This is a genomic window from Erwinia phyllosphaerae (genome assembly GCF_019132875.1).
Lineage (GTDB): Bacteria > Pseudomonadota > Gammaproteobacteria > Enterobacterales > Enterobacteriaceae > Erwinia > Erwinia phyllosphaerae.
This window is the reverse complement of the sequence record NZ_JAHSPF010000006.1, coordinates 166,618-190,902: the sequence shown is the minus strand read 5'-3', so window position 1 is coordinate 190,902 and position 24,285 is coordinate 166,618. Positions and strand designations below refer to the sequence as shown.

At 52.2% G+C, this 24,285-nt stretch carries 22 protein-coding genes; 14 read left to right on the top strand and 8 right to left on the bottom strand.

What is annotated here, in order from left to right; translation table 11 throughout:
• Positions 1–28 precede the first annotated feature (28 nt).
• Complete coding sequence (locus KUE00_RS12785; RefSeq protein ID WP_246760276.1) at positions 29–295, bottom strand: PTS sugar transporter subunit IIB; 267 nt, start codon at positions 293–295, stop codon at positions 29–31.
• Positions 292–753: a PTS sugar transporter subunit IIA gene (locus KUE00_RS12780; RefSeq protein WP_246760275.1), complete on the bottom strand. Its 462-nt coding sequence runs from the start codon at positions 751–753 to the stop codon at positions 292–294. Before KUE00_RS12780 ends, KUE00_RS12785 begins: the two co-directional genes overlap by 4 nt.
• 225 nt (positions 754–978) lie before the next feature.
• Between KUE00_RS12780 and KUE00_RS12775 the strand changes: the two genes are divergently transcribed.
• From KUE00_RS12775 to KUE00_RS12750, 6 genes are all read left to right on the top strand, one after another.
• Complete coding sequence (locus KUE00_RS12775; protein ID WP_246760274.1) at positions 979–2,004, top strand: LacI family DNA-binding transcriptional regulator; 1,026 nt, start codon at positions 979–981, stop codon at positions 2,002–2,004.
• Positions 2,005–2,244: 240 nt separating this feature from the next.
• Positions 2,245–2,862, top strand: coding sequence for a superoxide dismutase [Mn] (sodA, locus tag KUE00_RS12770; protein WP_246760273.1), 618 nt, complete (start codon positions 2,245–2,247; stop codon positions 2,860–2,862).
• Positions 2,863–3,207: 345 nt separating this feature from the next.
• Positions 3,208–4,713: a sugar ABC transporter ATP-binding protein gene (locus KUE00_RS12765; RefSeq protein ID WP_246760272.1), complete on the top strand. Its 1,506-nt coding sequence runs from the start codon at positions 3,208–3,210 to the stop codon at positions 4,711–4,713.
• A complete protein-coding gene (locus tag KUE00_RS12760) occupies positions 4,710–5,705 on the top strand; it encodes an ABC transporter permease (RefSeq protein ID WP_246760271.1) in 996 nt (331 codons plus the stop codon). The genes KUE00_RS12765 and KUE00_RS12760 overlap by 4 nt, the downstream gene beginning before the upstream one ends.
• Positions 5,706–5,713: 8 nt before the next feature.
• On the top strand, positions 5,714–6,775 hold the full coding sequence (locus tag KUE00_RS12755) for a sugar ABC transporter substrate-binding protein (protein WP_246760270.1): 1,062 nt from the start codon (positions 5,714–5,716) through the stop codon (positions 6,773–6,775).
• Between the two features lie 496 nt (positions 6,776–7,271).
• Positions 7,272–9,731, top strand: a complete 2,460-nt coding sequence (locus KUE00_RS12750) for an autotransporter outer membrane beta-barrel domain-containing protein (protein WP_246760269.1) — start codon at positions 7,272–7,274, stop codon at positions 9,729–9,731.
• A gap of 287 nt (positions 9,732–10,018) precedes the next feature.
• Here KUE00_RS12750 and KUE00_RS12745 read toward each other — a convergent pair whose 3' ends face one another.
• The 5 genes from KUE00_RS12745 to KUE00_RS12725 form a co-directional block, all read right to left on the bottom strand.
• Positions 10,019–10,381, bottom strand: a complete 363-nt coding sequence (locus tag KUE00_RS12745; RefSeq protein WP_246760268.1) for a YibL family ribosome-associated protein — start codon at positions 10,379–10,381, stop codon at positions 10,019–10,021.
• Between the two features lie 71 nt (positions 10,382–10,452).
• The gene (locus KUE00_RS12740; RefSeq protein WP_281434605.1) at positions 10,453–10,992 is read right to left on the bottom strand and encodes an MltR family transcriptional regulator; all 540 of its coding nucleotides are present in this window, start codon (positions 10,990–10,992) and stop codon (positions 10,453–10,455) included.
• 92 nt (positions 10,993–11,084) lie between these two features.
• Positions 11,085–12,236 carry a mannitol-1-phosphate 5-dehydrogenase gene (gene mtlD, locus KUE00_RS12735; protein ID WP_246760267.1) on the bottom strand — a complete coding sequence of 384 codons (1,152 nt, stop codon included), beginning with the start codon at positions 12,234–12,236 and terminating at the stop codon, positions 11,085–11,087.
• 92 nt (positions 12,237–12,328) lie between these two features.
• Positions 12,329–14,254 carry a PTS mannitol transporter subunit IICBA gene (locus tag KUE00_RS12730; RefSeq protein WP_246760266.1) on the bottom strand — a complete coding sequence of 642 codons (1,926 nt, stop codon included), beginning with the start codon at positions 14,252–14,254 and terminating at the stop codon, positions 12,329–12,331.
• Between the two features lie 420 nt (positions 14,255–14,674).
• Positions 14,675–15,391: a DUF3053 domain-containing protein gene (locus KUE00_RS12725; RefSeq protein ID WP_246760265.1), complete on the bottom strand. Its 717-nt coding sequence runs from the start codon at positions 15,389–15,391 to the stop codon at positions 14,675–14,677.
• A 911-nt stretch (positions 15,392–16,302) separates the two neighbouring features.
• On the opposite strand from KUE00_RS12725, the gene KUE00_RS12720 reads away from it, so the two are divergent.
• From KUE00_RS12720 to KUE00_RS12695, 6 genes are all read left to right on the top strand, one after another.
• Entirely contained in the window at positions 16,303–16,854 is a 552-nt protein-coding gene (locus tag KUE00_RS12720; RefSeq protein ID WP_246760264.1) for a fimbrial protein, read from the top strand.
• A 53-nt stretch (positions 16,855–16,907) separates the two neighbouring features.
• The gene (locus KUE00_RS12715; RefSeq protein WP_246760263.1) at positions 16,908–17,606 is read left to right on the top strand and encodes a fimbria/pilus periplasmic chaperone; all 699 of its coding nucleotides are present in this window, start codon (positions 16,908–16,910) and stop codon (positions 17,604–17,606) included.
• 29 nt (positions 17,607–17,635) lie between these two features.
• On the top strand, positions 17,636–20,221 hold the full coding sequence (locus KUE00_RS12710) for a fimbria/pilus outer membrane usher protein (protein WP_246760262.1): 2,586 nt from the start codon (positions 17,636–17,638) through the stop codon (positions 20,219–20,221).
• Positions 20,222–20,535: 314 nt separating this feature from the next.
• Positions 20,536–20,748 carry a hypothetical protein gene (locus KUE00_RS12705; RefSeq protein WP_246760261.1) on the top strand — a complete coding sequence of 71 codons (213 nt, stop codon included), beginning with the start codon at positions 20,536–20,538 and terminating at the stop codon, positions 20,746–20,748.
• A 53-nt stretch (positions 20,749–20,801) separates the two neighbouring features.
• Positions 20,802–21,311 carry a spore coat protein U domain-containing protein gene (locus KUE00_RS12700; protein WP_246760260.1) on the top strand — a complete coding sequence of 170 codons (510 nt, stop codon included), beginning with the start codon at positions 20,802–20,804 and terminating at the stop codon, positions 21,309–21,311.
• Positions 21,312–21,434: 123 nt separating this feature from the next.
• Positions 21,435–22,205, top strand: a complete 771-nt coding sequence (locus tag KUE00_RS12695) for a lipocalin/fatty acid-binding family protein (RefSeq protein ID WP_246760259.1) — start codon at positions 21,435–21,437, stop codon at positions 22,203–22,205.
• 9 nt (positions 22,206–22,214) lie between these two features.
• Here the strand turns inward: KUE00_RS12695 and KUE00_RS12690 are convergent, their stop codons facing one another.
• Positions 22,215–22,427 (bottom strand): hypothetical protein, encoded by a 213-nt coding sequence (locus KUE00_RS12690; RefSeq protein WP_246760258.1) that lies wholly within the window; start codon positions 22,425–22,427, stop codon positions 22,215–22,217.
• A 131-nt stretch (positions 22,428–22,558) separates the two neighbouring features.
• Between KUE00_RS12690 and KUE00_RS12685 the strand changes: the two genes are divergently transcribed.
• Both KUE00_RS12685 and KUE00_RS12680 read left to right on the top strand, forming a co-directional pair.
• Positions 22,559–22,852: an HTH-type transcriptional regulator gene (locus KUE00_RS12685; protein WP_246760257.1), complete on the top strand. Its 294-nt coding sequence runs from the start codon at positions 22,559–22,561 to the stop codon at positions 22,850–22,852.
• Positions 22,853–22,983: 131 nt separating this feature from the next.
• On the top strand, positions 22,984–24,030 hold the full coding sequence (locus tag KUE00_RS12680; RefSeq protein ID WP_246760256.1) for an NAD(P)-dependent alcohol dehydrogenase: 1,047 nt from the start codon (positions 22,984–22,986) through the stop codon (positions 24,028–24,030).
• The last annotated feature ends 255 nt before the right edge of the window (positions 24,031–24,285 follow it).

The window sequence follows — 24,285 nt, the reverse complement described above, 5'->3', positions numbered from 1 at the left end:
ACGACTCCGTGCGTTTGAAGGGCCTGGTTTACAGATGTTCAGCGAGGATCGCTTTTATTCTGGCGTTATCCAGCAGGTTGCTCAGGCCAAATACCTGCGCGCTGTGATCGGTGAGGCGGTCGGCAATATCCTGCGCGCTTAATATCAGATCGGCAGTTTCTGAGCGCGCGGTGGTCAAATCGGTGTGGCTGACCTCGGCGGTCTTACCTAATTCAGCAAGAATTTTTTTAACGTTCATTTCGACAATAAAGCTGCTGCCTAACCCATTTCCACAAACGATCAGTACTTTTTTCATGGTGTTTTCTCCACGGATGGCTGGCTAATGGCGGCCTGAATGGCTGCCAGAGTAGTAGCCGACAACAGCTGTTGCAGGCGCGACTCGTCGCTAAACAGATCGGCCAGCTCGCCGATCATGTTGAGATGCTCTTCGCCCGACACGGCGCAAAGCATGATGACCACGTAAACGGGATCGTTTTCCGCACTGTTAAAACTGACGCCCTGATTGATGCGTAACAGCGACAGCCCGTTTTTTAACGCGCCTTCTTCAGGCCGCGCATGCGGCATGGCAAGACCGGGAGCCAGCACGTAATAAGGGCCAAGCTGAGCATGGGAATGGAAAATGGCCTGGAGATAATCAGGCGCGATCGCCTGCTGTGCCAGCAACGGCGCGGCGGCCTGCCGAACCGCATCCTGCCAGTCATCGACCCATTCAGTAAGTTGAATATTTCCAGACGTAAGCCAGTTTGCCAGCATTGTGCTTCTCCCGTTGTTGCCCGATAGCCTGCACTTTAGGCGCTTTTCTGCCCGCTTTTCCGTGATTGTTGTCGCAAAAGTTAGCGCTAACATCAGAAATGTTAATTTTTGTGTTATCGCTAACATTTACGCCTGGCGGGGACAACGCCGCTTTTTTAACATGGCGCGGCAGGGCGTTTGGTTTTAAGCTGCGTCCAGTTGAAACAGCTGGCTGCAGGAGAATTCATGGCAGAAAAACGGCGGCGCAATACCGGGAAAAGTACGCTGGCCGATGTCGCCCGACTGGTTGGCGTAAGCACTATGACGGCCTCACGCGCGTTGCGAATGCCGGAAAAGGTCTCTTCCGATATCCGGGAAAAGATTGACGCGGCGGTAGCCGAGCTGGGCTATGTCCCCAATCTTCAGGCGCGCAACCTGGCTTCGGCTTCCTCAAAGCTGATTACTATGGTAGTTCCTTCTTTCGCCACGCCAGGCTGCGCGGCCGTGTCGGAGGCGCTACAGGCGGTATTGCGGCCTGAGGGATACAACGTGATGCTGGCGGAAGCCAGGCACTCGGCAGCTGGCGAAAACGAACTGATCGAAATGCTGCTTTCTTACAATCCGGCAGCGATGGTGCATTTTAATTTTGATAATCCGGAAGCGGCCCACCGGCAGTTAAGCCATTCTGGCTTACCGGTGATGGATATCGGCGGCGTGCATCACGATTCCGCCGGGATCAGCATCGGTGTCGATTATGCTAAAGCCATTCGGCAGCTGATTCAGGCGCTGATAGAGAAGGGTTTTCGGCATCCGGGCCTGCTGTGTACGCAAACCAGTAATACCATTTTCAGCCAGCTGTTGAACGGCTGGCACAGCGGCATGCTGGCGCATAATTTGTCGCCTCATCGCGTGGTTACGTCACCCCAGCCTGCGGGATTTGCGGCCGGGCATGCGTTGCTACCGGAAATCCAGCTGACCTGGCCTGAAATCGACGTGCTGATTTGTACCAGCGACGAGGTTGCCTGCGGCGTCATTATGGCCTGTCACGCTTCCGGTATTGCTATCCCCAGCCAGCTGGCCGTCGCCAGTATCGGCGGCGGTCATCTGGCCGCTGTCTGTTCGCCGCCGCTGACTACGGTGGTTTTACCCTATGCGGAAATGGGCAAGCTGGCCGGGAAACGGCTGCTGGCGGCACTACGGGGGGAAGAGCCGCCGGGCTGGAATGAGCTACCCGTTAAGCTACAACCGCGTGCCAGCACCGGTAAAAGCTGAGCGATCCGGGAAAGCCGCCGTTATCCGCGCCTTTTACCCCTGGCGGCTTATACCTTTTTGCTCTGTAGAGCCAGGTTAAGCATCTAAGGCGTGCCACAGGCAGGCCAGAGGCAATAACCTTATAAAGGACGGGGCATTGATAACCCTTTTCCGGATCATTAATTTAACTATAATGATCCGACTGCTTACGCGGCACGCCCTTGAGATGTGCTGCACAAAAAACCAATGGAGATGATGAACATGAGTTATTCACTGCCATCCCTGCCTTACGCATACGACGCACTGGAACCGCATTTCGACAAGCAGACGATGGAAATCCATCATACCAAACACCACCAGACTTACGTGAACAACGCGAACGCCGCGCTGGAAGGCACCGAGTTTGCTGATCTGCCGGTTGAAGAACTGATTACTAAACTGGATCAGGTTCCTGCCGACAAAAAAACCGTGCTGCGTAATAACGCGGGCGGCCACGCTAACCACAGCTTCTTCTGGAAAGGCCTGAAAACCGGCACCACCCTGAGCGGCGAGCTGAAAGCGGCTATCGAAAAAGATTTCGGCAGCGTTGAAGCGTTCAAAGAAGCATTTGAAAAAGCGGCAGCAACCCGTTTCGGTTCCGGCTGGGCATGGCTGGTTAAGAAAGACGGCAAGCTGGCGGTTGTTTCAACTGCTAACCAGGATAGCCCGCTGATGGGTGAAGCGATTTCTGGCGCTTCCGGTACGCCAGTTATCGGCCTGGACGTGTGGGAACACGCTTACTACCTGAAATACCAGAACAAACGCCCTGACTACATCAAGGCGTTCTGGGACGTAGTAAACTGGGACGTGGCAGCACAGAATTTCGCCGCTGCGAAATAATGCCATCACCTGATGACGAAACCGATGAGCCTGGCTCGTCGGTTTTTTTTTGCCTGTTAACTGCTCATCTGCTGTTTCCCCTCCTGCTATCACTCTGATTTTCTTTACTGAAAATGTTCTCTCCGCCGCATGTTAAAAAATCCTGGCTCCCGAGTTAAATATTGTTAAAGCAAGGTATTGCGCTGGTTTGTGTTGATTTATACGCTGCTGCTGAATTTAGATGCTTAAATGTCCGGGCGTCTGGATGGCTAATAATATTTTGTGTTAGCTTATGCGCTTTCGTTCGTTGCCTGCCGTGACTAAGCCCTGAAAAATAAGGCAGCTTCCAGCCAGAGAGTCATTTTTATGAGCGCAGTTAACCGTCTTGAAATGCGGCAAATCTCTATCGAATTTGGCGGGTTTAGCGCGCTTAGCAGCGTGGATTTCACGCTTGCAGGCCATAGCGTACATGCGTTAACCGGCGCTAACGGCGCGGGGAAATCGACGCTAATGGCCGTGCTTTCCGGCGCATATGATCACTATCGCGGCGAAATTCTGCTGGACGGTCAGCCCGTTTCAATCCGTTCTCCACGCGATGCAAAACAGTTGGGCATTCATCTTGTGCAGCAGGAAGTGGACGTGGCGCTGGTGCCAACGCTTAGCGTGGCGGAAAACATCATGCTGGACAGGCTGGCCGAAGGCGGTCAGCTGTACCGCTGGCGCGAAATTCGTCGCCAGGCACGCGCGCTGCTGGCGCAGCTGGATGTTTCTCTGGATGTCAGGCGTCGTATTGACCAGTGTACGCTGGCGGAAAAACAGCAGATTTTGCTGGCCCGCGCGCTTTCCCATCACTGCCGTTTTCTGATCCTGGATGAACCGACCGCGCCGCTGGATCGGCACGAAAGCGAACGGCTGTTTGCGGTTGTTCGCCGTTTGCAAAACAGCGGGATCGGCGTGGTTTTTATTTCCCATCGCATTCACGAACTGCGCGCTATATGCGATCGGCTGACGGTATTACGCGACGGTCGTTTGATTGAAGCGGTGCCAATGGCCTCGCTCAGCGGCGAACAGATCGTTGAGAAAATGCTGGGCCATCAGCTGGCAGATATCTATCCGCCGCGCCGTAAGGACAACCACGGCGAAACGCTGTTGAGCGTTGAGGCGCTGCACGATGACACCTTGCTGAAAAATATCTCGCTGACGCTGCGCAAAGGCGAAATCCTGGGCATTGCCGGTCTGGCTGGCGCAGGGAAAACTGAACTGTGCAAAGCGTTGTTTGGTGCCAGCCGTAGCCGTATTGCGCGCGGTGAACTGCACGGCAAAGCCTGGAAGCCCGCCTCGCCCTCCGCTTCAGTGGCGCAGGGCATGGCGCTCATTCCGGAAGAGCGACGCAAAGAAGGCATTTTCATCGATGAGCCGGTGACGATGAACCTGAGCGTCAGCGCCGATAACAGCTTTTCACAATGGGGCATCTTCGGGCATCGCCAGGCGTGGCGCTGGGCCGAGGAAGTCATTCAAAAGCTGGGTATTCGCACCACCGGCCCGCAACAAACGCTGCGCCGCCTGTCCGGCGGCAATCAGCAAAAAGTGGCTATTGGCAAATGGCTGCGCAACGACGCGGACGTGCTGATTTTTGACGAGCCGACAAAAGGCGTTGATATCAAAGCTAAAACCGATCTTTTTTCTTTAATCGACACGCTGGCCCGCCAGGGAAAAGGGGTGATTTATGCCTCGGGCGAATTTGCCGAGCTGGTCGGCCTGTGCGACCGTATCTGCGTGCTCTGGGACGGCAAAATCGTGGCGGAAATGGATGCCAGCGAGGCCGATGAAGAAACTCTTTTACTTTATTCCACCGGAGGAGCGCCTGCGTGAGCAGCAAAGAACTAACCCTGAAGGCGACGCGACATCAGCTGTTTGAATTTCTTTATAAATGGGGAATGCTGCTGACGGTGGCGATCCTGATCGCCGCTTTTGGCCTGGCTTCGGACAGTTTTCTGGAACCAACCAACATTATCAATATTTTGCGCGCCATCGCTATCGTCACGGTCATCGCGACCGGCGTGTCGATTTCGTTAACTATCGGCGGTTTCGATCTCTCCGTCGGCTCTACGGCATCGCTGGCCAACTCGCTGGTTATCTCGCTATTCGTCTGGTACGGCTTTGGTTCGGCCGAGGCGATTGCGCTCACCCTGCTGCTGTGTACGCTGGTTGGTTTGTTTAACGCCTTTCTGATCGTCGTCCTGAAAATTCCCGATATGTTAGCCACGCTGGCCAGCTTGTTTATCGTGCAGGGCGTGGCGATGACCTACAGCTTTGGCGGCTCCATTACTGAAAATATGGTGATGCCGAATGGAGATATGGCGGAAGGCGCAATCCCCGCTAATTTTTCGCTGCTGGGCCAGGTGCCGACCATTGTTATCGTGATGGTGGTGGTCACGGTTGTGGCGCAGCTCGGGCTGTCGCTAACCAAGCATGGCCGCCGTATGTATGCGATTGGCGGCAACCCGGAGGCGGCCCGCCTTTCCGGTATTCGTACTCATCGCTATCGCGTGCTGGCTTACGTGCTGGCCTCCTTGCTGGCCGGACTGGGCGGCATACTGCTGGCTTCCCGTATTGGTTCCTCGCAGGTTAACGCGGGCAGCGGTTATTTGATGGATGCGGTCGCGGCGGCCTGGATTGGTCTCTCTCTGGCCGGCTCCGGGAAGCCTAACGCGCTGGGCACGCTGCTTGGCGCGGTGATCCTTGGCGTATTACAAAACGGGCTGGTCATGCTTTCCGTGCCTTATTACGCCATGGATATTATCAAAGGTCTGGTGCTGGCTGTGGCACTGGCAATTACCTACATTCAGCGCCGTCAGGCGTAGGGACAACAATGAAAAAACTTAACGTATCACTGCTGGCCGTAAGCCTGTTAACGGCGCTGCCGACCTTTGCCGCACCTGCCGATATTTCTGCCGCGTTTACCAGCCATCAGGGGCCAGTCCGCATTGCGGTAATCCGCAATTTGGGTTCCGACGATAACACGACGCAGTTTGTTGCGGGCGCTATCCAGCAGGGACGCCAGCTGGGTTTTAAGGTCAGTACTTTTCTGAGCAACGGCGACGACGCGCGTTTTCAGGATTTTGTTAACCAGGCAATCAGCCAGAAATATGACGGCATTATTCTTTCCCACGGAAAAGATCCTTACTCAACGGCGCTGGTAAAACGTATTGCCGACGCCGGGATAAAAGTGTCGGTCTTTGATACGCCAGTGAACCAGCCTGTGGAAGGCGTTACCGTTACCGCGCAGGATGATGCTTCCCTCGCGCAGCTTTCTCTCGACAAGCTGATTAAGGATACCGGCGGCAAAGCCAATATCGTCAAGCTGTGGGTAGCAGGTTTTCCGGCAATGGAGCGTCGCCAGGTAGTTTACGAAAAAGTTCTGAAAGCGAATCCGGGCATTCATCAACTGGAATCTATCGGCGCGGTTTCTTCTGACGTACAGGGTGATACCGCCAATAAAATCGGCGCTATTCTTGCCAAATACCCAAAAGGGAAAATCGATGCCATCTGGGCCTCATGGGATGCTTTTGCTCAGGGAGCTTATAAGGCACTGCAGGAAAACGGGCGCACCGAAATAAAACTCTACAGCATTGATGCGTCCAATCAGGATTTGCAGCTGATGCGTGAAAAAAACAGCCCGTGGAAGCAGACCGTGGCGGTAGACAGCAAGCTGATTGGCGCGATAAATATGCGCCTGGTCGCGAAGAAGCTGGCAGGGGAAGCGACGCCGGCAACCTACCAGTTTAAAGCCTCTGCAATCGCCCAGTCACAGCTGGAAGGCCAGGCCGTTAATGTCGCTACTCTGAACCGTATTATTCCGGGTTGGGGGGAGTCACAGGATTTCGTGGCGCCGTGGTTCGCCACGCTTAGCGCTAAGTACGCTAAAAAATAATCGCTTGTCCCGTCCGCCGCGCCCGAAAGGTTGTGTTATTGACTGAGTAAGGTGCGGCGTATTTTATCGGCCGTTTTATGTGAATTTTTTGCTAAAAAAATTCTAATACCCTCCCGTCTTTTCTACGCCATCACGCCACTCTTCAAGATAAAACGTCTTAACTAAAGGCAAAAAACTTTCTTTTTCTCGCCAAATTATTTTACCCCGCTATGCTATATCAACGAGTGTAACAGAGGGGCTTTTAAAATGTTATTTTTTATTATTAAGTGAGTTCAGGAAATAATTGTTAATAACAGTTGTGTTGTGATTGTTAATGGCAATGTAAAATATACTTTAAAAGGAGGTGATAAAAAATAATTGGTAAAACCTTTAAATGTGTTATTAAAATGAAAAGGAATGGTAATTTATTTCTGTTAAAAGTGCGGGCAGATGGCGGTATGGCATTAATCCCTATCGGTTGCCTCATTAATTTATTTCTAATGGATGACAGCAATTCATGAAAACAGCAGGATCGATACTAACAAGTATAGCGGCTTCGCTTATCCCTTTTATGCTGCCCGATGTGGCACTCGCGTTCACTGAAGAAGTTGCTGCCGGTCGTTCGGTAGCGGGCGAGACGCTTGATGATAGCGGTAGCAGTAACACACAGCAGGTTTACGGTACGGCAACCGACACGACTATCAACTCCGGTGGCGTACAGATCCTCAACCCTGGCGGTATAACGGAAAGTTCGGTGATTAATTCTGGCGGCACTTTACTCAATCAGGGCGGGCGAGATAGTAATACCACCGTAAATTCAGGCGGAATCTTTACGGTGGGCGGTCAGGCTGGCGCTATCGCCGTCTCTGATAATGCTTTTATAGCTACGGGTGCAACCGCCACTGTTAATGACTATGCGCAGACCAATAACTGGACCATTGAAATAGAACCAAGGAATTATGTTTTCCTGGAAGGTTCCAGCGCCGTGATGAATAATACCCGGATTAATTCTGGTTACGTCTGGTTAAAAACCGGAAAAATGGTCGGCACGACGCTGAATAGCGGTAACTTTGTTAATATCGCGGGTACGGATATTGATACCGTGATTAATAAGGATCTCTATATTTTGGGCGGCAAAACGCAGGCCTGGTCGCAAAATCTCACTATTAATAAAAACGGTTATGGGAACCTTAATTCCGGTACTATTACCGATGCCACCATCAACGGCTCTTTGAACGTTGCGCCTAATTATTTCGACTGGAGTATTCTTTCTTCGCTGCGGGGAAATATTGCGATAAACGATGGTGGGCGACTGTGTATTAATGTTGGTTCAGACACGGGAAACGCTGTTTATACCGTTTCCGGCTCTGGCTATATTTGGCTGGCAACTAACGAATCTCAATCTGGTTCCTACCATTTTTCGCTGGGCGACGTGACGCTGGCTGGCGGCACGATTAATTACGACAAAGTGGGCTATTCCACGTTAACGATGAAGAGCCTTGCCGGTAGCGGTTCTTTTTACATGAATACTATGCTCAATCAGCTGAAAGGGGATTTCCTTAGCGTAACAGGCAGCGCGACCGGCAATTTTGCTGTCTATGTTGAAGACAAGGGCACCAGCCCTGAACGCGAAGAGAGCCTGCAAATTATCCAGATCGGGAAGGGTGACGCTTCTTTTACCCTGGCGAATAGCGGCAACGTAGTGGATCTGGGAACTTATCAATATTATCTGATAGCCGACGGGCAGGGAGGCTGGTCCTTAACGCCGCAGCGCGTTGAACCGGCACCGCTGCCGGATGACAATAGCGAGCCGGACGATCCGCAGCCTGAACCAGACGAACCAGGGACTGAACCCGAACAGCCAGCAATCGAACCCGACAATCCTCAGCCCAAACCAGATGAACCTCAGACCAATCCGGACGAGCCGCAGGATAATCCCCAGGCCGACGCTGAGGAAACGGATGGCCCAACCGATACAGATACTGACGCAGATATCGACACAGATAACGGCACCGATACGCCGACAGATGTTACGCCGGTGCCTGCGCCCGCCATTGACTATTCCATCACGCCTGCAACCGCCGCCGTGCTCTCGGTGGCCACGGCCGATCCTTTAATTTTCAGACAGGAACTGGAAATCCTTAGCGAGCGTCTGGCTGGTATGGCGTTCCGCAACCACGAACGCAACGTTTGGGGAACATTCCGCGATAGTCGGCTGAACGTCAGTAACGAAGCGGGCGCCAGTTATCGAATGAAGGTTAACGCGCTGACCATTGGTGCCGATCGCGCGCAGCGTAATGAAGAAAGCCTGGCCGTACAGGGCGTGTTCTTCAGCTACAGCCACAGCGATATGGGTTTCCGCGGTAAAGGGCTCGGCAAGGCCGATATAGAAAGCTGGTCAGGGGGAGGGTATGGCCTGTGGCAGCACGATAGCGGCTACTGGCTGGACGGCACGCTGAAGCTTAACCGCTTTGTACACGACGTTCACGGCAGGATGACCGGCGGGGGCGCGGCGAATGGCCGTTTTAATACTCTGGGCGTGGGGAGTAATGTTAACGCGGGAAAAGCGTTTCGCCTGGGGGCAGCAACCGTTACGCCTTTTGTGTCGCTAACCGGATTTACCGGAAAAAGCAGTCACCTGACCTTAAATAACGGTATGAAAGCCCATATTGGACCGCAGCGTTCACTGCTGACGGCGGCAGGCATCCGGGCAGAATACGCGGTTAAGGTTAGTCAGGCGGAGCTGCGCCCGTGGGCCAGCATCAGTCTGGAACAGGAAAACATCAGGAAAAATCGGGTGAAAGTAAATCACGACTGGTTTAAAAATGACCTGAGCGGCAGGCGGGGGCATTATCAGGCGGGCATTCGGGCGCAGCTAAGCCCCACGTTCTCCACGCACGTTGGTGCTGGCTACATGAAGGGAAAACACGTTGAGTCGCCGTGGAACGTCACGGCAGGCGCGAGCTGGCGGTTTTGAGGTGGCTTTAACCGGCGCTATTTGCAACGGCTTCGGCCGGTAATGTTGAAACGGCTCCGCCCGGCGCTATTTGCAACGGCTTCGGCCGGTAATATTGAAACGGCTCTGCCCGGCGCTATTTGCAACGGCTTCGGCCGGTAATGTTGAAACGGCTCTGCCCGGTGCCCTTTGCAACGGCTTCGGCCGGTAATGTTGAAACGGCTCTGCCCGGCGCTATTTGCAACGGCTTTATTCGGTAATTTTTAAAAGCAGGCACGGAAGCGTTTTCTGTGCCTGCCTTAGCGGGCTTAAAACGTGGTTCTGGCGAAGCCAGTCACTTCCTGTAGTCCCATCTCGCGGCCCAGCGCGGTCATCGGATGTACGACCACGATACCGCGCACGCTTTTCTTCAGCGCACCCATGTTGGCCTGCTCTTTTTTAGTGATGGCGCGGCTGAAAGGCAGCTGTTTTAGCTTCTGCGCCTCTTTGCTGAGCTTCTGCTCGCGAACGCCGCGCAGGCGTTCCAGCTCAACCACCAGCTTCTCTTTTTCCTTCATCAGCTCGCCCAGCTTTTCCGCATCGCCGGATTCCAGCAGCAGCGGTTCTTTACGCGTCAAGGCATCCAGCTTGTCGCTGAGCGTTTTAATTTCTGCCTGGATTTGTTCTTTCATTGTCATTAACCATTGAGTGATTCATTGAGGCAAGGATACACGAAAGCGTCATTCAGCGCAGGAAGCGCCCGCTACTTTTTAAAAGCCTGGCGAGCACCAAGGCGGGAAATCAGTTCCGTCAGCGACAGGACCAGCGTGGAACGCACCATCTGCTGATAGCGCTGTTGCAGCATAGCGCGCAGCTCTTCATCGGCACTGTTGACGTCCGGGCCGGGAGGCAAAGATACCACGCAGTGTAGTTCGCCAAAGGGGCCAAGCAGTTCATCATCCGTAAATCGGTATTCGCTACCCTCATCGAACAGCGCTTCGCGTAGTGCCAGCAGCAGTTCGGCATCTTCATATTCGTCTCGACCAATCACGCCAAGACCGTAAACCAGCTTAAGCCTGACCGAAAGTTCGCCAAGCGGGCCGTTGCCCAGCAGCAAAGGCTCAACCGCGTATTTCACCGCGTAATCATCCTTACGGAATACCTGTACCACCAGCATATCAATCGCTTCGCTCAGCAGTTCGACGGCCGTAGCAAAAAAACGTCTGGCCGTTCGTTCGGCATTCAGGCGCTCCAGCACCCGATTTTCGAAAGCCTGTGGTTTTTCCATAAGAGCCTGCATCATCTTAACCCTGGCGCGGGGTGCGCCCGTGCTCCTTTTCGGTTTCCGCCTGCGGGCGCAAGGTGATTGCGCCCGTTTCCATCCCTGAACGCGTTTTATTTCGCCATGGCGTGCCAGGCGGCAACGGCTGCCCTGACCACTTCACCGTCGGCTTCCAGACCGGAAACCTGCGCCAGCGCGGCCTGCACGCCCAGGCGGTTAATCAGTTCGGCCAGCTCCTGCGCCTGAGGATCCTGATCGCTGTGATAGTGCAGCGCCGCCGCAATACCTTTGACCAGATTCGTATGCGGCAGCTGATACTCTATCGTACCCAGCGTTGGTTTAATCAGGCGGTCGCCCGCGCTCAGCTTACGCAGCGGCTGGCGGCCCACGCGTTCCACATCGTCCTGCAAATAAGGGTTTTCAAAACGACCCAAAATTTTCTGGATATAGGCCGCGTGCTTATCCGCTTCAAAGCCGTAACGGGCAATCAGCACCGCGCCGCTCTCTTCCATTGCGCCTTTTACTACCGCGCGGACTTTCTCATCCAGAATCGCGTCACGAATGGTGGCGTGACCGGCCAGCTGGCCAAGATAGGCGGTAATCGCGTGGCCGGTGTTCAGGGTAAACAGCTTGCGCTCGACAAAAGCCATCAGGTTATCGGTTGGTTCCATGCCCGGAATGGCAGGCAGATTGCCCTTAAACTGGGTTTTATCAACGATCCACTCGCTGAACGTTTCTACCGTTACTTCCAGCGGGTCGGTTGTTCCGGCGGCGGAAGGGGGCACGATGCGGTCTACGGCGGAGTCCACAAAGCCAACGTTGGCTTCGAGCCAGGCATGATACTGTTCCGGCAGCGCCTTTAACACGTGGCCTTTCAGCTGCGTGGTGCCGCGCACCATGTTTTCACAGGCGATAATATTCAGCGGGCGCTCGTTGCCGCTTTCGCTACGCTGGATCAGCCCCCTGGCAATACCGCCAGCGATACGCTCCAGAATTTGCGGGCCGACCGCCGTGGTAACCAGATCCACTTCGGCAATCAGCGGAATAATCTCGTCGCTGGCGCTGTTAACGGCGTTGACGCCTTTAACGACGTCGACCTGCGCCTGTTCCCCAACAACGTGTACCGAATATTCGTGCCTGGCGTTAAGCGCGTCCAGTACCGTCTGGTTAACGTCCGCGAAAGTGAGCTGCACACCGGCATCCGCCAGCAGCTTGCCAATAAAACCACGGCCGATATTACCGGCACCGAAATGAAGAGCTTTCATAATTTTTCCCATATTGATGAAAGGCCGGACAGTCCGACCCGAAAAAGAGCCGGGCATGCCCGGCCCTGGGGTATTTTGTTAACCGTTGCGAACTACGCTGGCTGTTTACCTGAAAGCAGATCCAGCACTTCCTGCACGCTGGTGGTCGTCGCGAGCCGTGCGATGACGCTGTCGTCATCCAGCGCATTGGTCAGGCTGGTAATCACCTGGATATGCTCATTATTGCGCGCCGCAATACCAATCACCAGCTTAGCGATTTCGTCATCTTCTTCACCAAAGCGCACGCCTTGCGGATACTGACAGAACACGATACCGGTTTTCAGCACGCGATCTTTCGCTTCAATGGTGCCGTGCGGTACGGCAATAGATTCGCCCAGATAGGTTGGCGTCAGCTTTTCACGATCCAGCATCGCTTCAACATATTCCGGCTCCACGTAGCCGCCTTTCACCAGTTGCTCACCGGCAAAGCGGATTGCCTGCTCTTTGTTGTCGGCGCGGTTGCCAAGGAAAATGTTGCCCGCGCCCAGCTTAAACAGGTGCTGTTGACCATCGTCATAGCTGTCGCTCAGCGCTGCCGTCACTTTTTCACGATGGCCCGCGCTGCGGTTTGCCTCGACCAGGCGCGAAGTCAGGTCGGTATAAAGGCCGCTGTCCAGGAAATTGGTCAGGGAAATATGCTGAGCATGCGGTGCCTGGCGCATCGCGCGTTCGGTCAGATCGCGGTGGGTAATCACCAGATCCACATCGCCCGGCAGGTTGTTAATCGCGGTATTGGTAACGGAAATCATGCTCAGGCCAGCGTCATTGACCTTTTTACGCAGCACGCCCGCGCCCATCGCACTGGATCCCATGCCGGCATCGCAGGCAACGATGATCTTACGTACGTGGCTCAGGTCGCCGTTCGCGCCGCTGGTAGCACCGGCAACGGTCTGGCCTTTAGACTGCGCTTTCATCTCGCTCACGCGGCGCGCTGCTGCCTCGATATCATCTTCTTCTTTCGCTTTGCTGGTTTTCAGCAGCACAGCGGAAACCACGAAGGAAACCGCAAAAGCAGCCACGATGGCGGCAATATTGGCGAAGTAGGTACCTTTTGGCGTCATAGCCAGCACGGCCAGAATCGAACCAGGCGAGGCCGGAGAAACCAGACCGCCGTTCAGCAGCGTCAGGGTAAAGACGCCGGTCATACCGCCCAGAATGACGGCGATAATCAGACGTGGATTCATCAGCACATAAGGGAAGTAGATTTCGTGAATCCCGCCCAGGAAGTGGATGATGGCTGCGCCGCCAGCGGACTGTTTAGCATTGCCGCGGCCAAAGAACATGTAAGCCATCAGCACGCCCATACCCGGGCCGGGGTTAGCTTCAATCAGGAAGAAAATTGATTTACCGGCTTCGCTGGCCTGCTGAATACCCAGTGGCGAGAAGATGCCGTGGTTGATGGCGTTATTCAGGAACAGGATTTTTGCCGGTTCAACAAAGATGGAGGTCAGCGGCAGCAGGTTGTGCTGTACCATCAGGTTGACGCCAGCGGCCAGAATATGCGACAGACCTTCTACCAGCGGCCCGATGGCCAGGAAAGCCAGAATCGCCAGCAGCATACCGATAATACCGGCAGAGAAGTTGTTAACCAGCATCTCAAAGCCGCTTTTGATTTTACCGTCGATAGCCTGGTCAAATTTCTTGATCGCCCAGCCGCCTAATGGACCAGCAATCATTGAGCCAAGAAACATCGGCATATCCGCGCCGACGATTACGCCCATCGTGGTAATTGCACCCACCACGCCACCGCGATCGCCGCCAACCAGGCGTCCGCCCGTATAGCCGATCAGTAACGGCAGCAGATAGGTAATCATTGGGCCAACCAGTTTGGCCATCGTTTCGTTTGGCAGCCAGCCGGTTGGAATAAACAGCGCCGTGATAATACCCCAGGCGATAAAAGCCCCGATATTTGGCATTACCATGTTGCTCAGAAAGCGACCAAAGTTTTGTACCTTGATCTTGATATCTGATGAGGACATAAAAGCACACCCCTTATTGGTACGCGCCGACAAGAGAGCGCGCTGAATTTTGTTTAAAACGTTGCCCTGTGCAGGCGGACTCTAGCACGCGAATATGACGCTGCGTAGTCACGGCAATAAGTGTGATCCATGTCACGAGATGCGTACGCATCAGGGGTTTATTTAAGTGATGAAGATCACATTAAAGCCGGAAAGCAGTGCTGGTGCGCTCAATAAATGCGCAAAAGGTAGGGCGGTATGTGATTGATATCACGCTTTGTTCAGCGAACTTTATGCTCAATGCGTGACAGTAATCACAATTTATTTTCGGCCCGCGCTTATTTAGTCATTTACGCGCTAAAACCTGAGGTTGCTGTGAAAAGCGGGCCGGAAGAAAAAGCGGCCCGCCTTAAAGTCACTGCATAACAATAGAGAGTGTGATTACTGGAAGCCACCACGTAGCGCGCTTTGCGCCTGGTTTAACGCCTGAACATTGGCAGAGATATTGCTCATCAGCGTATTGTATTGCGTTGCCTGTTGCTGGCTGGGGAACTGAACCGTCTGGCCGTTAAAGGTCACCTGTGAACCTTGCTGTTGCAGGAAGTCACCCGTTTGCACCGCATCCTGGCTTAGCTTCTGTAAAGAAGGCAGCAGCGGCAGCAGCGAATTAGCTGGCTGCGTCACGACTTTATTATAAAGATTATCGTAAACCGTTTTCAGTTCGGACGGCTGCTTCAGTCCGGCTTTGCTGCTGTCCGCCTGCGTTTTCGCCGTTTGAATTTGCTGGGCCAGCACGTTCAGCGAACCGCTGGCCTGACGGAGAGAATCGCGGCGCGTCAGATAATCCTGCGGGGTACGGATAGCCGCCAGCTCGTCCACGACCGGCTTCATACCGCTGTCTACCGCCTGGTTAACCTGCCGGGAGAAACCGTAAACAATCGCGTAATCGCTGGCATAATTGCCAAAACGCTGCTTTTGATCTTCGCTGAGCGCGGGAAGATGCTCGCCGCTGCGCATCGCCGTATTCTGCAAAAAGTCGATAAAGGCTTTGCGCTGGTCCGCTTCTTTATCGCCACAACCCGTTAACTGGAATACCAGTAACAGTGCGATAAAAGGGGACAGCAGCCGCATCCAGCCGCGGATAATTCCTGTCGTCATCAGAAGTAACTCCTGTAATAGAAAGGCTTACAAGCAATAAGGGCGACACAGGTCGCCTTTGAAGAATAGTTCAACTCGCCAGGTGAGGATACGGTAAAGCGCGTCTTTAGCGTGAAGAAATTTCACCTTTTTGGTTAAAACCATTTAGCAGGCCGGTGCTGAACGGCTGCGGCGAGGAAACCTTTGTGAAAAACATCAGCTCGCTGCGCCTGCATTTTATCACCAGCCTCCGTAGCGATAATGGCAGCCTGCCTGTCGTAAAAGGGGATAATTCAAAAGTGAGTTAATGGAAAAAGATTTCGATACTCAAATTACTATCTGGCCAGGTTTATTTTTAAATTTAGTTTATTGAAGTAAAAATTAAATGGCGTTTTACAGAGGCAAATAACACCCTGCATCTTTATTTTCCTGCTTCAACCGTAGGTTGATAAAAACAGGAAAAAGCCTTGTCGTTGGTTGCGCCCATTGTGGTTATAAGCGGAAATATTAAAAGGTATTGATTTGAACATTCATAAAAACGAGGTGAAAAAAAACTTTACCGAGAGATTTTATTTGCAATCGTTAAACATTAGCTAAACATGCTACAGGTATTTCTTATTGCAGGGTATGCGCCTTGTTTAAGAGGTGTTAGTTATTTATTTTTCTCCTGTTCATTTTCGCTCTCCCAGACGTTTTGTAAATCAGATAAACCCTTGATGCTAAATATATGTCGTTGCTCTCCTGTTATGGCAATGATCGGGCGAGATATTCATTTACGGGAAAATAATAATTTTTAACTGTCCGTCAACGCAAATTGACCCTTATACGCTTGTTTGCATTTTCTGGAAATATAAGTATAAAGAGCTTGCCGAAAAGGAGCGTGCTCTCGGTAGCTGAATAATATTTATAATTTAACCAGGAGTTATACTTTCATGATGAAAAAAAACATTATTGCTGCTTTGTTACCTTTGACCCTCATTGCTTCACATTCTGTATTTGCAGAAGACACCGACGATGTTGTTCCCGTCACGGTTAACGGCGGTACAGTCCAGTTCTCCGGTTCTATTGTTAATGCGCCTTGTGCCATTAATATCGGTGCCGGAGGTCATAGCGTTGAGTTGGGCCAGTATCGCGTGGCGGATTTCAAGGCCGCTGGCGATGTCTCTGCGGCTCGCCTGTTCAATATCAAACTGGACAACTGCGCTACGGAAACCTACTCGAAAGCGTCCATCACCTTTAATGGCGCGACGGTTGGCGGAAACAGTGAAGCACTGGCAGTAAACGGCGGCGCAACCGGGGTGGGCATTCAAATCCTGCAAAATGACAAGGCGCTGAAGGTAGACGGAACTACCGCCTCCTCTGCCTTTAATTTAAACGTAGGCGACAACACACTGGCATTCCAGGCACAATATATTGCTCTGAACAGTAAAGTAACGCCAGGTGCAGCTAATGCCACCGCGAACTTTACCGTAACCTATTTATAGTGTGAAAAAAGGTGCCATCTTCTGTGGCACCGCAATAAATCCGGTGAATAATAATGAAAAAGTTTTCTCGTAAAGCTGGTGGCGTCATGCTCTGCCTGATGACGCTTCTGCCATTTTGCGCATCCGCTTCTGGCGGAATTACGCTTAACACTACCAGAGTTATTTATCCTCAGGATGCGAAACAGAGCAGCGTTTCGGTGAGAAATACATCAGAGAAAGGAACTTTCCTGGTGCAGTCCTGGGTTGAAAATAAAGATGGCAGCAAAACAAAAGACTTTGTTATTACACCGCCTTTATATACCAGCAGGCCAGGCAGCGAAAATATCCTGCGCGTAATCTACAGCGGCAGCGAGCTGCCACGCGACAGGGAGAGCCTCTATTTTCTTAATACAAAGGCCATTCCTTCAGTAGATAAAGCGGCGCTGGAAGGGAAAAATACGCTGATCCTTGCCGCTGTTACCCGTATTAAACTCTTTGTTCGCCCGGCAGGGTTAAAGCCCTCATCGGATGACGCGCCTTCAGCGTTGCGTTTTAAAAGAGCTGGCGAGAAACTGGAAATATATAATCCAACGCCCTATTACCTGACGGTAACTAATTTAAAAGCAGGCAATAAAGAGTTAAAGGACATTATGGTTGCGCCGATGGCCAGCGATTCTGTTCCATTACCGCCAGGAAGCCGTGGAGATGTTTATTTCAGTACCGTTAATGATTTTGGTGGTGTGACACCGGCACAAAAAGGCGTAATGCAGTAAGCAAAGCGTATTTTAAGGAAAGCTGCAGAATGATAATAAAAAGGAGTTTATTTTCTCAGTTTATTTATCGCTGTCCTTTTCTGGCGCTAATGGTCTTGCTGGGCATAAAAAACGCGACGGCTGAACAGCCGGAATTCTGGTTTCCGCCCTCGTTGATTGCTGAAGATAGCCAGAACGTCGCCGACCTTACGCAGTTCGCAAAAGGTGGCCAGCTTCCGGGAACCTATCAGGTTGAACTCTTTTTAAATGAAAATCAGGTAGATACAAGGAACGTGCGGTTTGCTTTGCCAACAAAGGATGGCGATCTCTATAAAGCGGACAGTAGCGGTCTGATGGCGTGCCTGACAAAAAAAGGGTTAATGAAGCTGGGCGTTCGGCCTGAAGTAATAAATAAAGCAGGCGTGGATGAAGACGAGGGCTGCCAGCCGCTGGAACATTTTATTCCGCAGGCTACAACACGCTTCGATTTTGAAAAGATGCGGCTGATGCTCAGCATCCCGCAGGCTTTTCTGCTCAACCGGCCGCGCGGCTGGATTGCGCCAGAACGTTGGGACGACGGCATTACGGCCGGACTGCTCAACTATAGCTTTAGCGGTAGCGAAAACCGGAGTCGCTATGGCAACAGCAGCAGCCATTTTTTGCGGCTGACCAGTGGTTTTAACCTTGGCCCGTGGCGGCTACGCGACGATCGTACCTGGAACGAATACCGCAACAGGCAGTATCGTCATCGGTACTGGCAGCATGGCAGTACCTGGCTGGAAAGAGCCATCGTTCCGTGGCGTAGTCGCCTGACGCTGGGCGAAGCAACGACCGACGGCGACATTTTTGATTCAGTGGGGTTTCGTGGCGTGCGGTTAATGACCGATGACAGCATGCTTCCCGACAGCCAGCGCGGCTTTGCGCCTGTTATTCGCGGCACCGCCATGTCAAACGCACAGATTAGTATCCGGCAAAACGGCTATGAAGTTTATCGGCTGAACGTTGCTCCGGGTAATTTTGTTATTGACGATCTGTTCCCCATGTATGACAGCGGCGATCTGGAAGTCACCGTAACGGAAGCCGACGGCACGGTGCGGACGTTTACCGTTCCTTATTCCTCTGTGCCGCTGTTGCTGCGCGAGGGCCGCATCAAATATGGCATCACCGCCGGAAAGCTGCGCCATAACAGCGAGCGCTATAGCGACCCTTCTTTCGTCCAGTCCACGCTGGTCTGGGGTTTACCGCATGGCCTGACCGCCTATGGTGGCATGCAGTACGCCGACAACTATCAGGCGAGTACGCTGGGATTCGGGATTAACCTGGGCGGGTGGGGGGCCTTCTCAGCGGACGTAACGCATGCCAACAGCAAACTGGCGGATGAAAGCCGCCATGAAGGCCAGTCGCTGCGCTTTTTATATGGCCGCTCGCTGAATGATTTCGGCACCACCTTTCAGCTGACCGGCTGGCGTTATTCCACGCAGGGATTCTATACGCTGGATGAAACGGCGCTTAAGGGCATGAGCGGCTGGCGCTATGAGTCAGATACGGTCGATGCCGAAGGGCGCAGAGTTCCGCGTCCGGTAACGGATTACTACAACCTCTATGACAATAAAAGACAAAAGCTACAGGCTAACGTTTCACAACGTCTCGGCGATGTTGGGTCGCTTTATCTGACCGGCAGCCGCGAAACTTTCTGGAATCGTCGCGGCATCAGCGAATCGCTACAGGCTGGCTTTAGCAGTTCGTGGCGGTCGGTTAGCTACAGCCTGTCGCTAAGTCAGAATCGCACGGCCGGGCTGGCGCGTACTGATAAATCGCTGTTTATAAGCTTATCCGTGCCGTTATCTGAAAGCAGAGACCAAAACGTTTTTGCCACGGCAACCCTCAGCCAGAACAATCAGGGCGACGTGATGCAGCAGGCCGGGCTGAGCGGCACTCTGCTGGCACAGCATAATTTGAACTGGAACGTGATGCAGGGCTATTCCCGTTCCGGCGGCAGTAGCGGCAATGCGAGCCTGGGTTATCAGGGAACCTACGGCAACGCCAACCTGGGTTACAGCTACAGCAATGACCATCAGCAAACCAGCTATGGCATATCAGGCGGCGCGCTATTACATCGCGACGGGCTGACGCTGGGGCAGCCGCTGGGTGACACCAGCGTATTGGTAGCCGCACCCGGCGCGGCAGGTATTCCGCTGGAGAACGGTACGGGGATCGCCACTGACTGGCGCGGCTATACGATTTGGCCTTTTGCCATCAGCTATCGCGAAAACCGCGTCGCGCTGGATACCAGCCGGCTGGATGACAGAACGGAGATTGAAAACGCGGTCAGACGCGTGGTGCCGACGCGCGGAGCGATAAGCCGGGCCGATTTCGTTACCCATAGCGGACTGCGCGTGCTGATGACGCTGACATATAAAGGAAAACCGCTACCGTTTGGTACCACTGTCAGCACAGGTGAAAACAGCAGCATTGTCGGTGACGAGGGCCAGGTATTTCTTTCCGGCCTGCAAGCCGAAGGCAAGCTGGAAGCGCGCTGGGGGACAGGCCAGGCGCAGCACTGTACGGCGGTCTACAGGGTTACCGATAAGGAAAGCAAAAGTGTACTGGTGCGGCATGAGGCAGAATGCCGTTAATACGGTGACTTAAAGTTAAAAGGAAAGAAATGATATTTTCATACAGAAAAATATTGCTGACAGGAGCCAGTATGCTTGCCTGTTTACCCGGCGCTTCTGATGCAGCTTCGTCAACAACAATAAATTTTTCCGCAACGGTAACGGCGGTATGTTCAATCTCTGCGCCGGGAAACGTCGATTTAGGTGAAATACCCTATAGTGCTCTTTCAGCACTGGCCGTCAGGGATGAACTGCCGGCATACAGCAAAACTTTCACAATATCGACGTCATGCACTGGCACAAACAGTTATAACCTGACGTTTAACGGGGCGGTAGTGAACTACGGTTGCCTGTCAGGGGGGAATGTCGCCTTTTGTCTTGACGTAGTGGGCAATGAAGATCGCCGGATTAACCTGGCCAGCTCGACGGAAAGAGTAGTAAAGGCAGAGGGAAGCAGCATCACTATTAAGGCGACACCGATGCGTCTTTCTTCACTGGCGGCAGGCAAGGGAACCGGGACAATGACGGTGACCATTTCTCCTTTATAGCCTGTCCCTGACTTTTCTATCAACGGATTATTAATCATAATTAAAGGTGTCCTGTGAAAACAAAAAAGAATTCTCTGTCGGCTGGCGTAGCTGCGCTTTTATTGGCGGCATTGCCTGGTATGGGTATTAAAAACGCAGCGGCGGAGCAGCAAGTTAACATTACTGCCACTATCAAGGCAGTGTGCGATATATCCGTAGATCCATTGATCGCATTAGGTAATATTCCGGCTACGGCATTTAACGACAAAAGTGCAAATGAAGAAATTAGCGGATACGATAAAAATTTTGCTATCAAGACATCCTGCGCCGGGGCAAGTAAATATTCTTTGACCCTTACCCCCGCGAAAACCAGCAATGGCTGTCTGGCCGCCAGCAGCGAAGAGCTGGCATTTTGCCTGTATAGCGGCTCAGCCAAAATAAACCTGGCTGCGGCAGGAACGACGCTGGAAAGAGAAACGACCGTTACCTCCGAGACGATTAAAGTTGTCCCGGCACGTGGGTCAAAAGCCCCGACGGCGGGCGATTATAGCGGATCTATGACGGTAACTATCGCGCCTTTGTAATGCTGCGCGGTGATAAATTTTGGCCATTGCACGGGCGTTTTTAACGATGTAAAGGGCGCTTATCCGCAAAAAATTTAGCGATAGCTGCCCTTTTTATCACTGGCTCTTTTATCAGGAGTGAAAGTGCGAAATTTCACAGGGAAATTTTTATTTTTTATCGCGGTTATCCTGTTGCCGACCAGTTACTCTTTAGCTGACATTATCTCAGCTGTTAATCCTTCAGAACAGCAAGGAACGCTTAGAGTAAAAAAATCTGATTTTAATCCCATCGCTAATAGTTTTATAAATTACCGTTGCCAAAGTATTGATTCCTCTGGTGACTTCACTTTTTCCATAACAAATAATAAAACCGGAGAACATATAACGCACGCTGCAATATGTGACTTGAGAGATTATAGTTATAATTATGAGCATGCTTATTTAGATGCAGATGTCAGCGTCACTTTAATTATGAAAAATAGTTCAGCAGATTCAAGGTCGGTAACGTTTTCTGCAAAGCATGTTTCCGAATCGTGGGAAAATGGCCAATCCACAACTATAACTGCCCCGGCAGCGAAAGTCTGTTCTGTAAGTTTACCTAATAATATAGATTTAGGAAACTTTACTGCCGATCAGATAAAAAAAGGTGTGGACGTCGACCACAAGATAACTGTCATCGCAGCAGGCAATTCTAAATTTACTCTGACTTTTTCAGGCCCGCATCTTCTCAATGATTTTCTTCTGGGCGACGATGTCTATATGCGACTCTCTTATAATTACGGCGCCGACCTGATTGCCAGCGGCGAACCTTTTGCAGTGGAACAGCGTCAGGTTATCGATATCAGGTTGTATGGCACAGCACCCACTACCGGAACCAAAACTACTGCGATAACGGTCACGCTTAATCTGCTGTAAAGCTTTTTACTACTGGTTTAACGCTTGCCAAAAATTTTCTGCCAGCCGGTTTTCCGCCACCGGCTTTTGCCCTTGTTCTTGCCAGATCCACGCTGTAATCGCTACCACTTCAGGCCGCGTCTGGCCTGGCCTGACGCGCCTCTTCTCCCCGTATATTTTTTCAGCAAGCAGGTGCAAAAAATAGTCAAAAATTTGAGCGCAAATTTCTGCTTTTGCGCCCATACTAAAAATCCTGGCGTTTTCCTGCGCGGTCTCATTGAGCTTCTCAGGCTGTTGTTCGCCAGCATTCGGGATCTGGGTCTCAGATCCTCCCTCTGGTTGTTCACATTAGTGATTTTTATGAGGAGTGCTCTATGGAAGTAAAAGACCCAATGAGTGAGTTGTTGTCCAGTCTTGAGCACATCGTGCTTACGCGTGAAGTTATCCAGGCCGCTCCCGCATTAAAGGGTGAAGTATCCATGCCCGAACCAAAACGCATCAGGGAAATTACCGGCATGGAAGTAGACGAATTTGCCCTGGCAATGGGCGTCAGCGTTTCATCGGTTAAGAGCTGGGAAGCGAAGCGCAGCAAACCTTCGCGCAGTGCTCAAAAATTAATGCTACTGATTCAGTCTAATCCTTGTCTCAGCCGTGAGCTGCTGGGATAGTCAGAAAAAACCCGCCGCCCGGCGGGTTTTATGATTAGCACGACTGGTTCTCTTCATCACTGCAATTCCGCCTTGCCAACGCCTGCACATTTCTTTATCCTGGGCCGCTTTGCCCAACAGGGGACAGCCACATGCAGGTTAAAGGCCTGGCAGCAAAATCTGCCACCACTTCTCTCGAACCCTTCGAATTCCAGCGCCGCGAACTACAGTCTGGCGATGTACACATTGATATTCATTACTGCGGCGTATGCCATTCCGATCTGCACATGGCACGCAACGAATGGGGCGTCAGTACTTTTCCGCTGGTGCCGGGCCATGAAATTGTCGGCCGTGTCATTAGCACCGGCAGCGATGTCACCGCGTTTAAAGCAGGCGATCTGGTTGGCGTTGGCGTGATGGTTGACTCCTGCGGCCACTGTTCGCAGTGCAGCCAGGGCGAAGAACAGTATTGCGAAGCGGGCTTTACCGCTACCTACAACGGCGAAGAAAAAGTTATCGGCGGCAAAACCTTCGGCGGCTATTCCGAAAGCATCGTTGTCGACAGCAAGTTTGTGGTTAACGTACCGGAAAACCTGGAGTTAAGCGCGGTTGCGCCGCTGCTGTGCGCGGGCGTCACAACCTGGTCACCGCTAAAGCACTGGAACATCCAGCCGGGTCAGCGCGTAGGCGTTATTGGTCTGGGCGGCCTGGGCCACATGGCGGTAAAACTTGCCCGCGCGCTGGGTGCGGAAGTGGTGCTGTTTACCACCTCGCCTGCGAAAGGTGAAGATGCGCTGCGCCTGGGTGCCAGTAAGGTAGTGATCTCTAAAGATACCGATCAAATGGCGGCAGAAGCCAACAGCCTGGACTTTATTCTCGACTGCGTAGCCGCACCGCACGATCTCGATCCGTACCTTAATACGCTGAAAACCAACGGCCATCTGGTGCTGGTTGGTATTCCCGATGCGCCGCACAAGTCACCAAACGTGACGCCAGTGGTATTTAAGCGCCTGAGCATTTCCGGAACGTCGATTGGTAGTATTCAGGAAACGCAGCAGATGCTCGATTTCTGCGGCGAGCACAATATCGTGTCGGATGTAGAGGTGATTCGTCTGCATGACGTTGAAGCGGCGTTTGAGCGGATGTTGAAAGGTGACGTGAAGTATCGTTTCGTCATTGATATGAAAGCCAAAAGTTAAAATATGTAACGGCTGGTAGAGGCATAAATAGCACGATACTGTACCAGCCCGCAATACTATTTTTGTTAATCTAAATAGCGGTAGCGATGCCGCTATTTTTTTATAAGTTAATAAATCTGGTAGCGTGTATTGCAGTCATACTTAATAGAGAAGATATTGCATTGCACGAAGGGTTAAATTATTCTGCGCATTAGTCTTCTTTTCTCTTTGAGGCCGTTTAATTCAATTAATATTTTATCCGAACTTATTATCTTC

Excerpts from the sequence above, each read along its gene's own strand:
- KUE00_RS12750 (WP_246760269.1), top strand. The coding sequence starts at position 7,272 with ATGAAAACAGCAGGATCGATACTAACAAGTATAGCGGCTTCGCTTATC.
- KUE00_RS12745 (WP_246760268.1), bottom strand. The coding sequence starts at position 10,381 with ATGAAAGAACAAATCCAGGCAGAAATTAAAACGCTCAGCGACAAGCTG.
- KUE00_RS12720 (WP_246760264.1), top strand. The coding sequence starts at position 16,303 with ATGATGAAAAAAAACATTATTGCTGCTTTGTTACCTTTGACCCTCATT.
- KUE00_RS12765 (WP_246760272.1), top strand. The coding sequence starts at position 3,208 with ATGAGCGCAGTTAACCGTCTTGAAATGCGGCAAATCTCTATCGAATTT.
- KUE00_RS12710 (WP_246760262.1), top strand. The coding sequence starts at position 17,636 with ATGATAATAAAAAGGAGTTTATTTTCTCAGTTTATTTATCGCTGTCCT.
- KUE00_RS12725 (WP_246760265.1), bottom strand. The coding sequence starts at position 15,391 with ATGACGACAGGAATTATCCGCGGCTGGATGCGGCTGCTGTCCCCTTTT.
- KUE00_RS12775 (WP_246760274.1), top strand. The coding sequence starts at position 979 with ATGGCAGAAAAACGGCGGCGCAATACCGGGAAAAGTACGCTGGCCGAT.
- KUE00_RS12680 (WP_246760256.1), top strand. The coding sequence starts at position 22,984 with ATGCAGGTTAAAGGCCTGGCAGCAAAATCTGCCACCACTTCTCTCGAA.
- mtlD (WP_246760267.1), bottom strand. The coding sequence starts at position 12,236 with ATGAAAGCTCTTCATTTCGGTGCCGGTAATATCGGCCGTGGTTTTATT.
- KUE00_RS12780 (WP_246760275.1), bottom strand. The coding sequence starts at position 753 with ATGCTGGCAAACTGGCTTACGTCTGGAAATATTCAACTTACTGAATGG.
- KUE00_RS12715 (WP_246760263.1), top strand. The coding sequence starts at position 16,908 with ATGAAAAAGTTTTCTCGTAAAGCTGGTGGCGTCATGCTCTGCCTGATG.
- KUE00_RS12740 (WP_281434605.1), bottom strand. The coding sequence starts at position 10,992 with ATGATGCAGGCTCTTATGGAAAAACCACAGGCTTTCGAAAATCGGGTG.
- KUE00_RS12730 (WP_246760266.1), bottom strand. The coding sequence starts at position 14,254 with ATGTCCTCATCAGATATCAAGATCAAGGTACAAAACTTTGGTCGCTTT.
- KUE00_RS12755 (WP_246760270.1), top strand. The coding sequence starts at position 5,714 with ATGAAAAAACTTAACGTATCACTGCTGGCCGTAAGCCTGTTAACGGCG.
- KUE00_RS12785 (WP_246760276.1), bottom strand. The coding sequence starts at position 295 with ATGAAAAAAGTACTGATCGTTTGTGGAAATGGGTTAGGCAGCAGCTTT.
- KUE00_RS12690 (WP_246760258.1), bottom strand. The coding sequence starts at position 22,427 with ATGGGCGCAAAAGCAGAAATTTGCGCTCAAATTTTTGACTATTTTTTG.
- sodA (WP_246760273.1), top strand. The coding sequence starts at position 2,245 with ATGAGTTATTCACTGCCATCCCTGCCTTACGCATACGACGCACTGGAA.
- KUE00_RS12685 (WP_246760257.1), top strand. The coding sequence starts at position 22,559 with ATGGAAGTAAAAGACCCAATGAGTGAGTTGTTGTCCAGTCTTGAGCAC.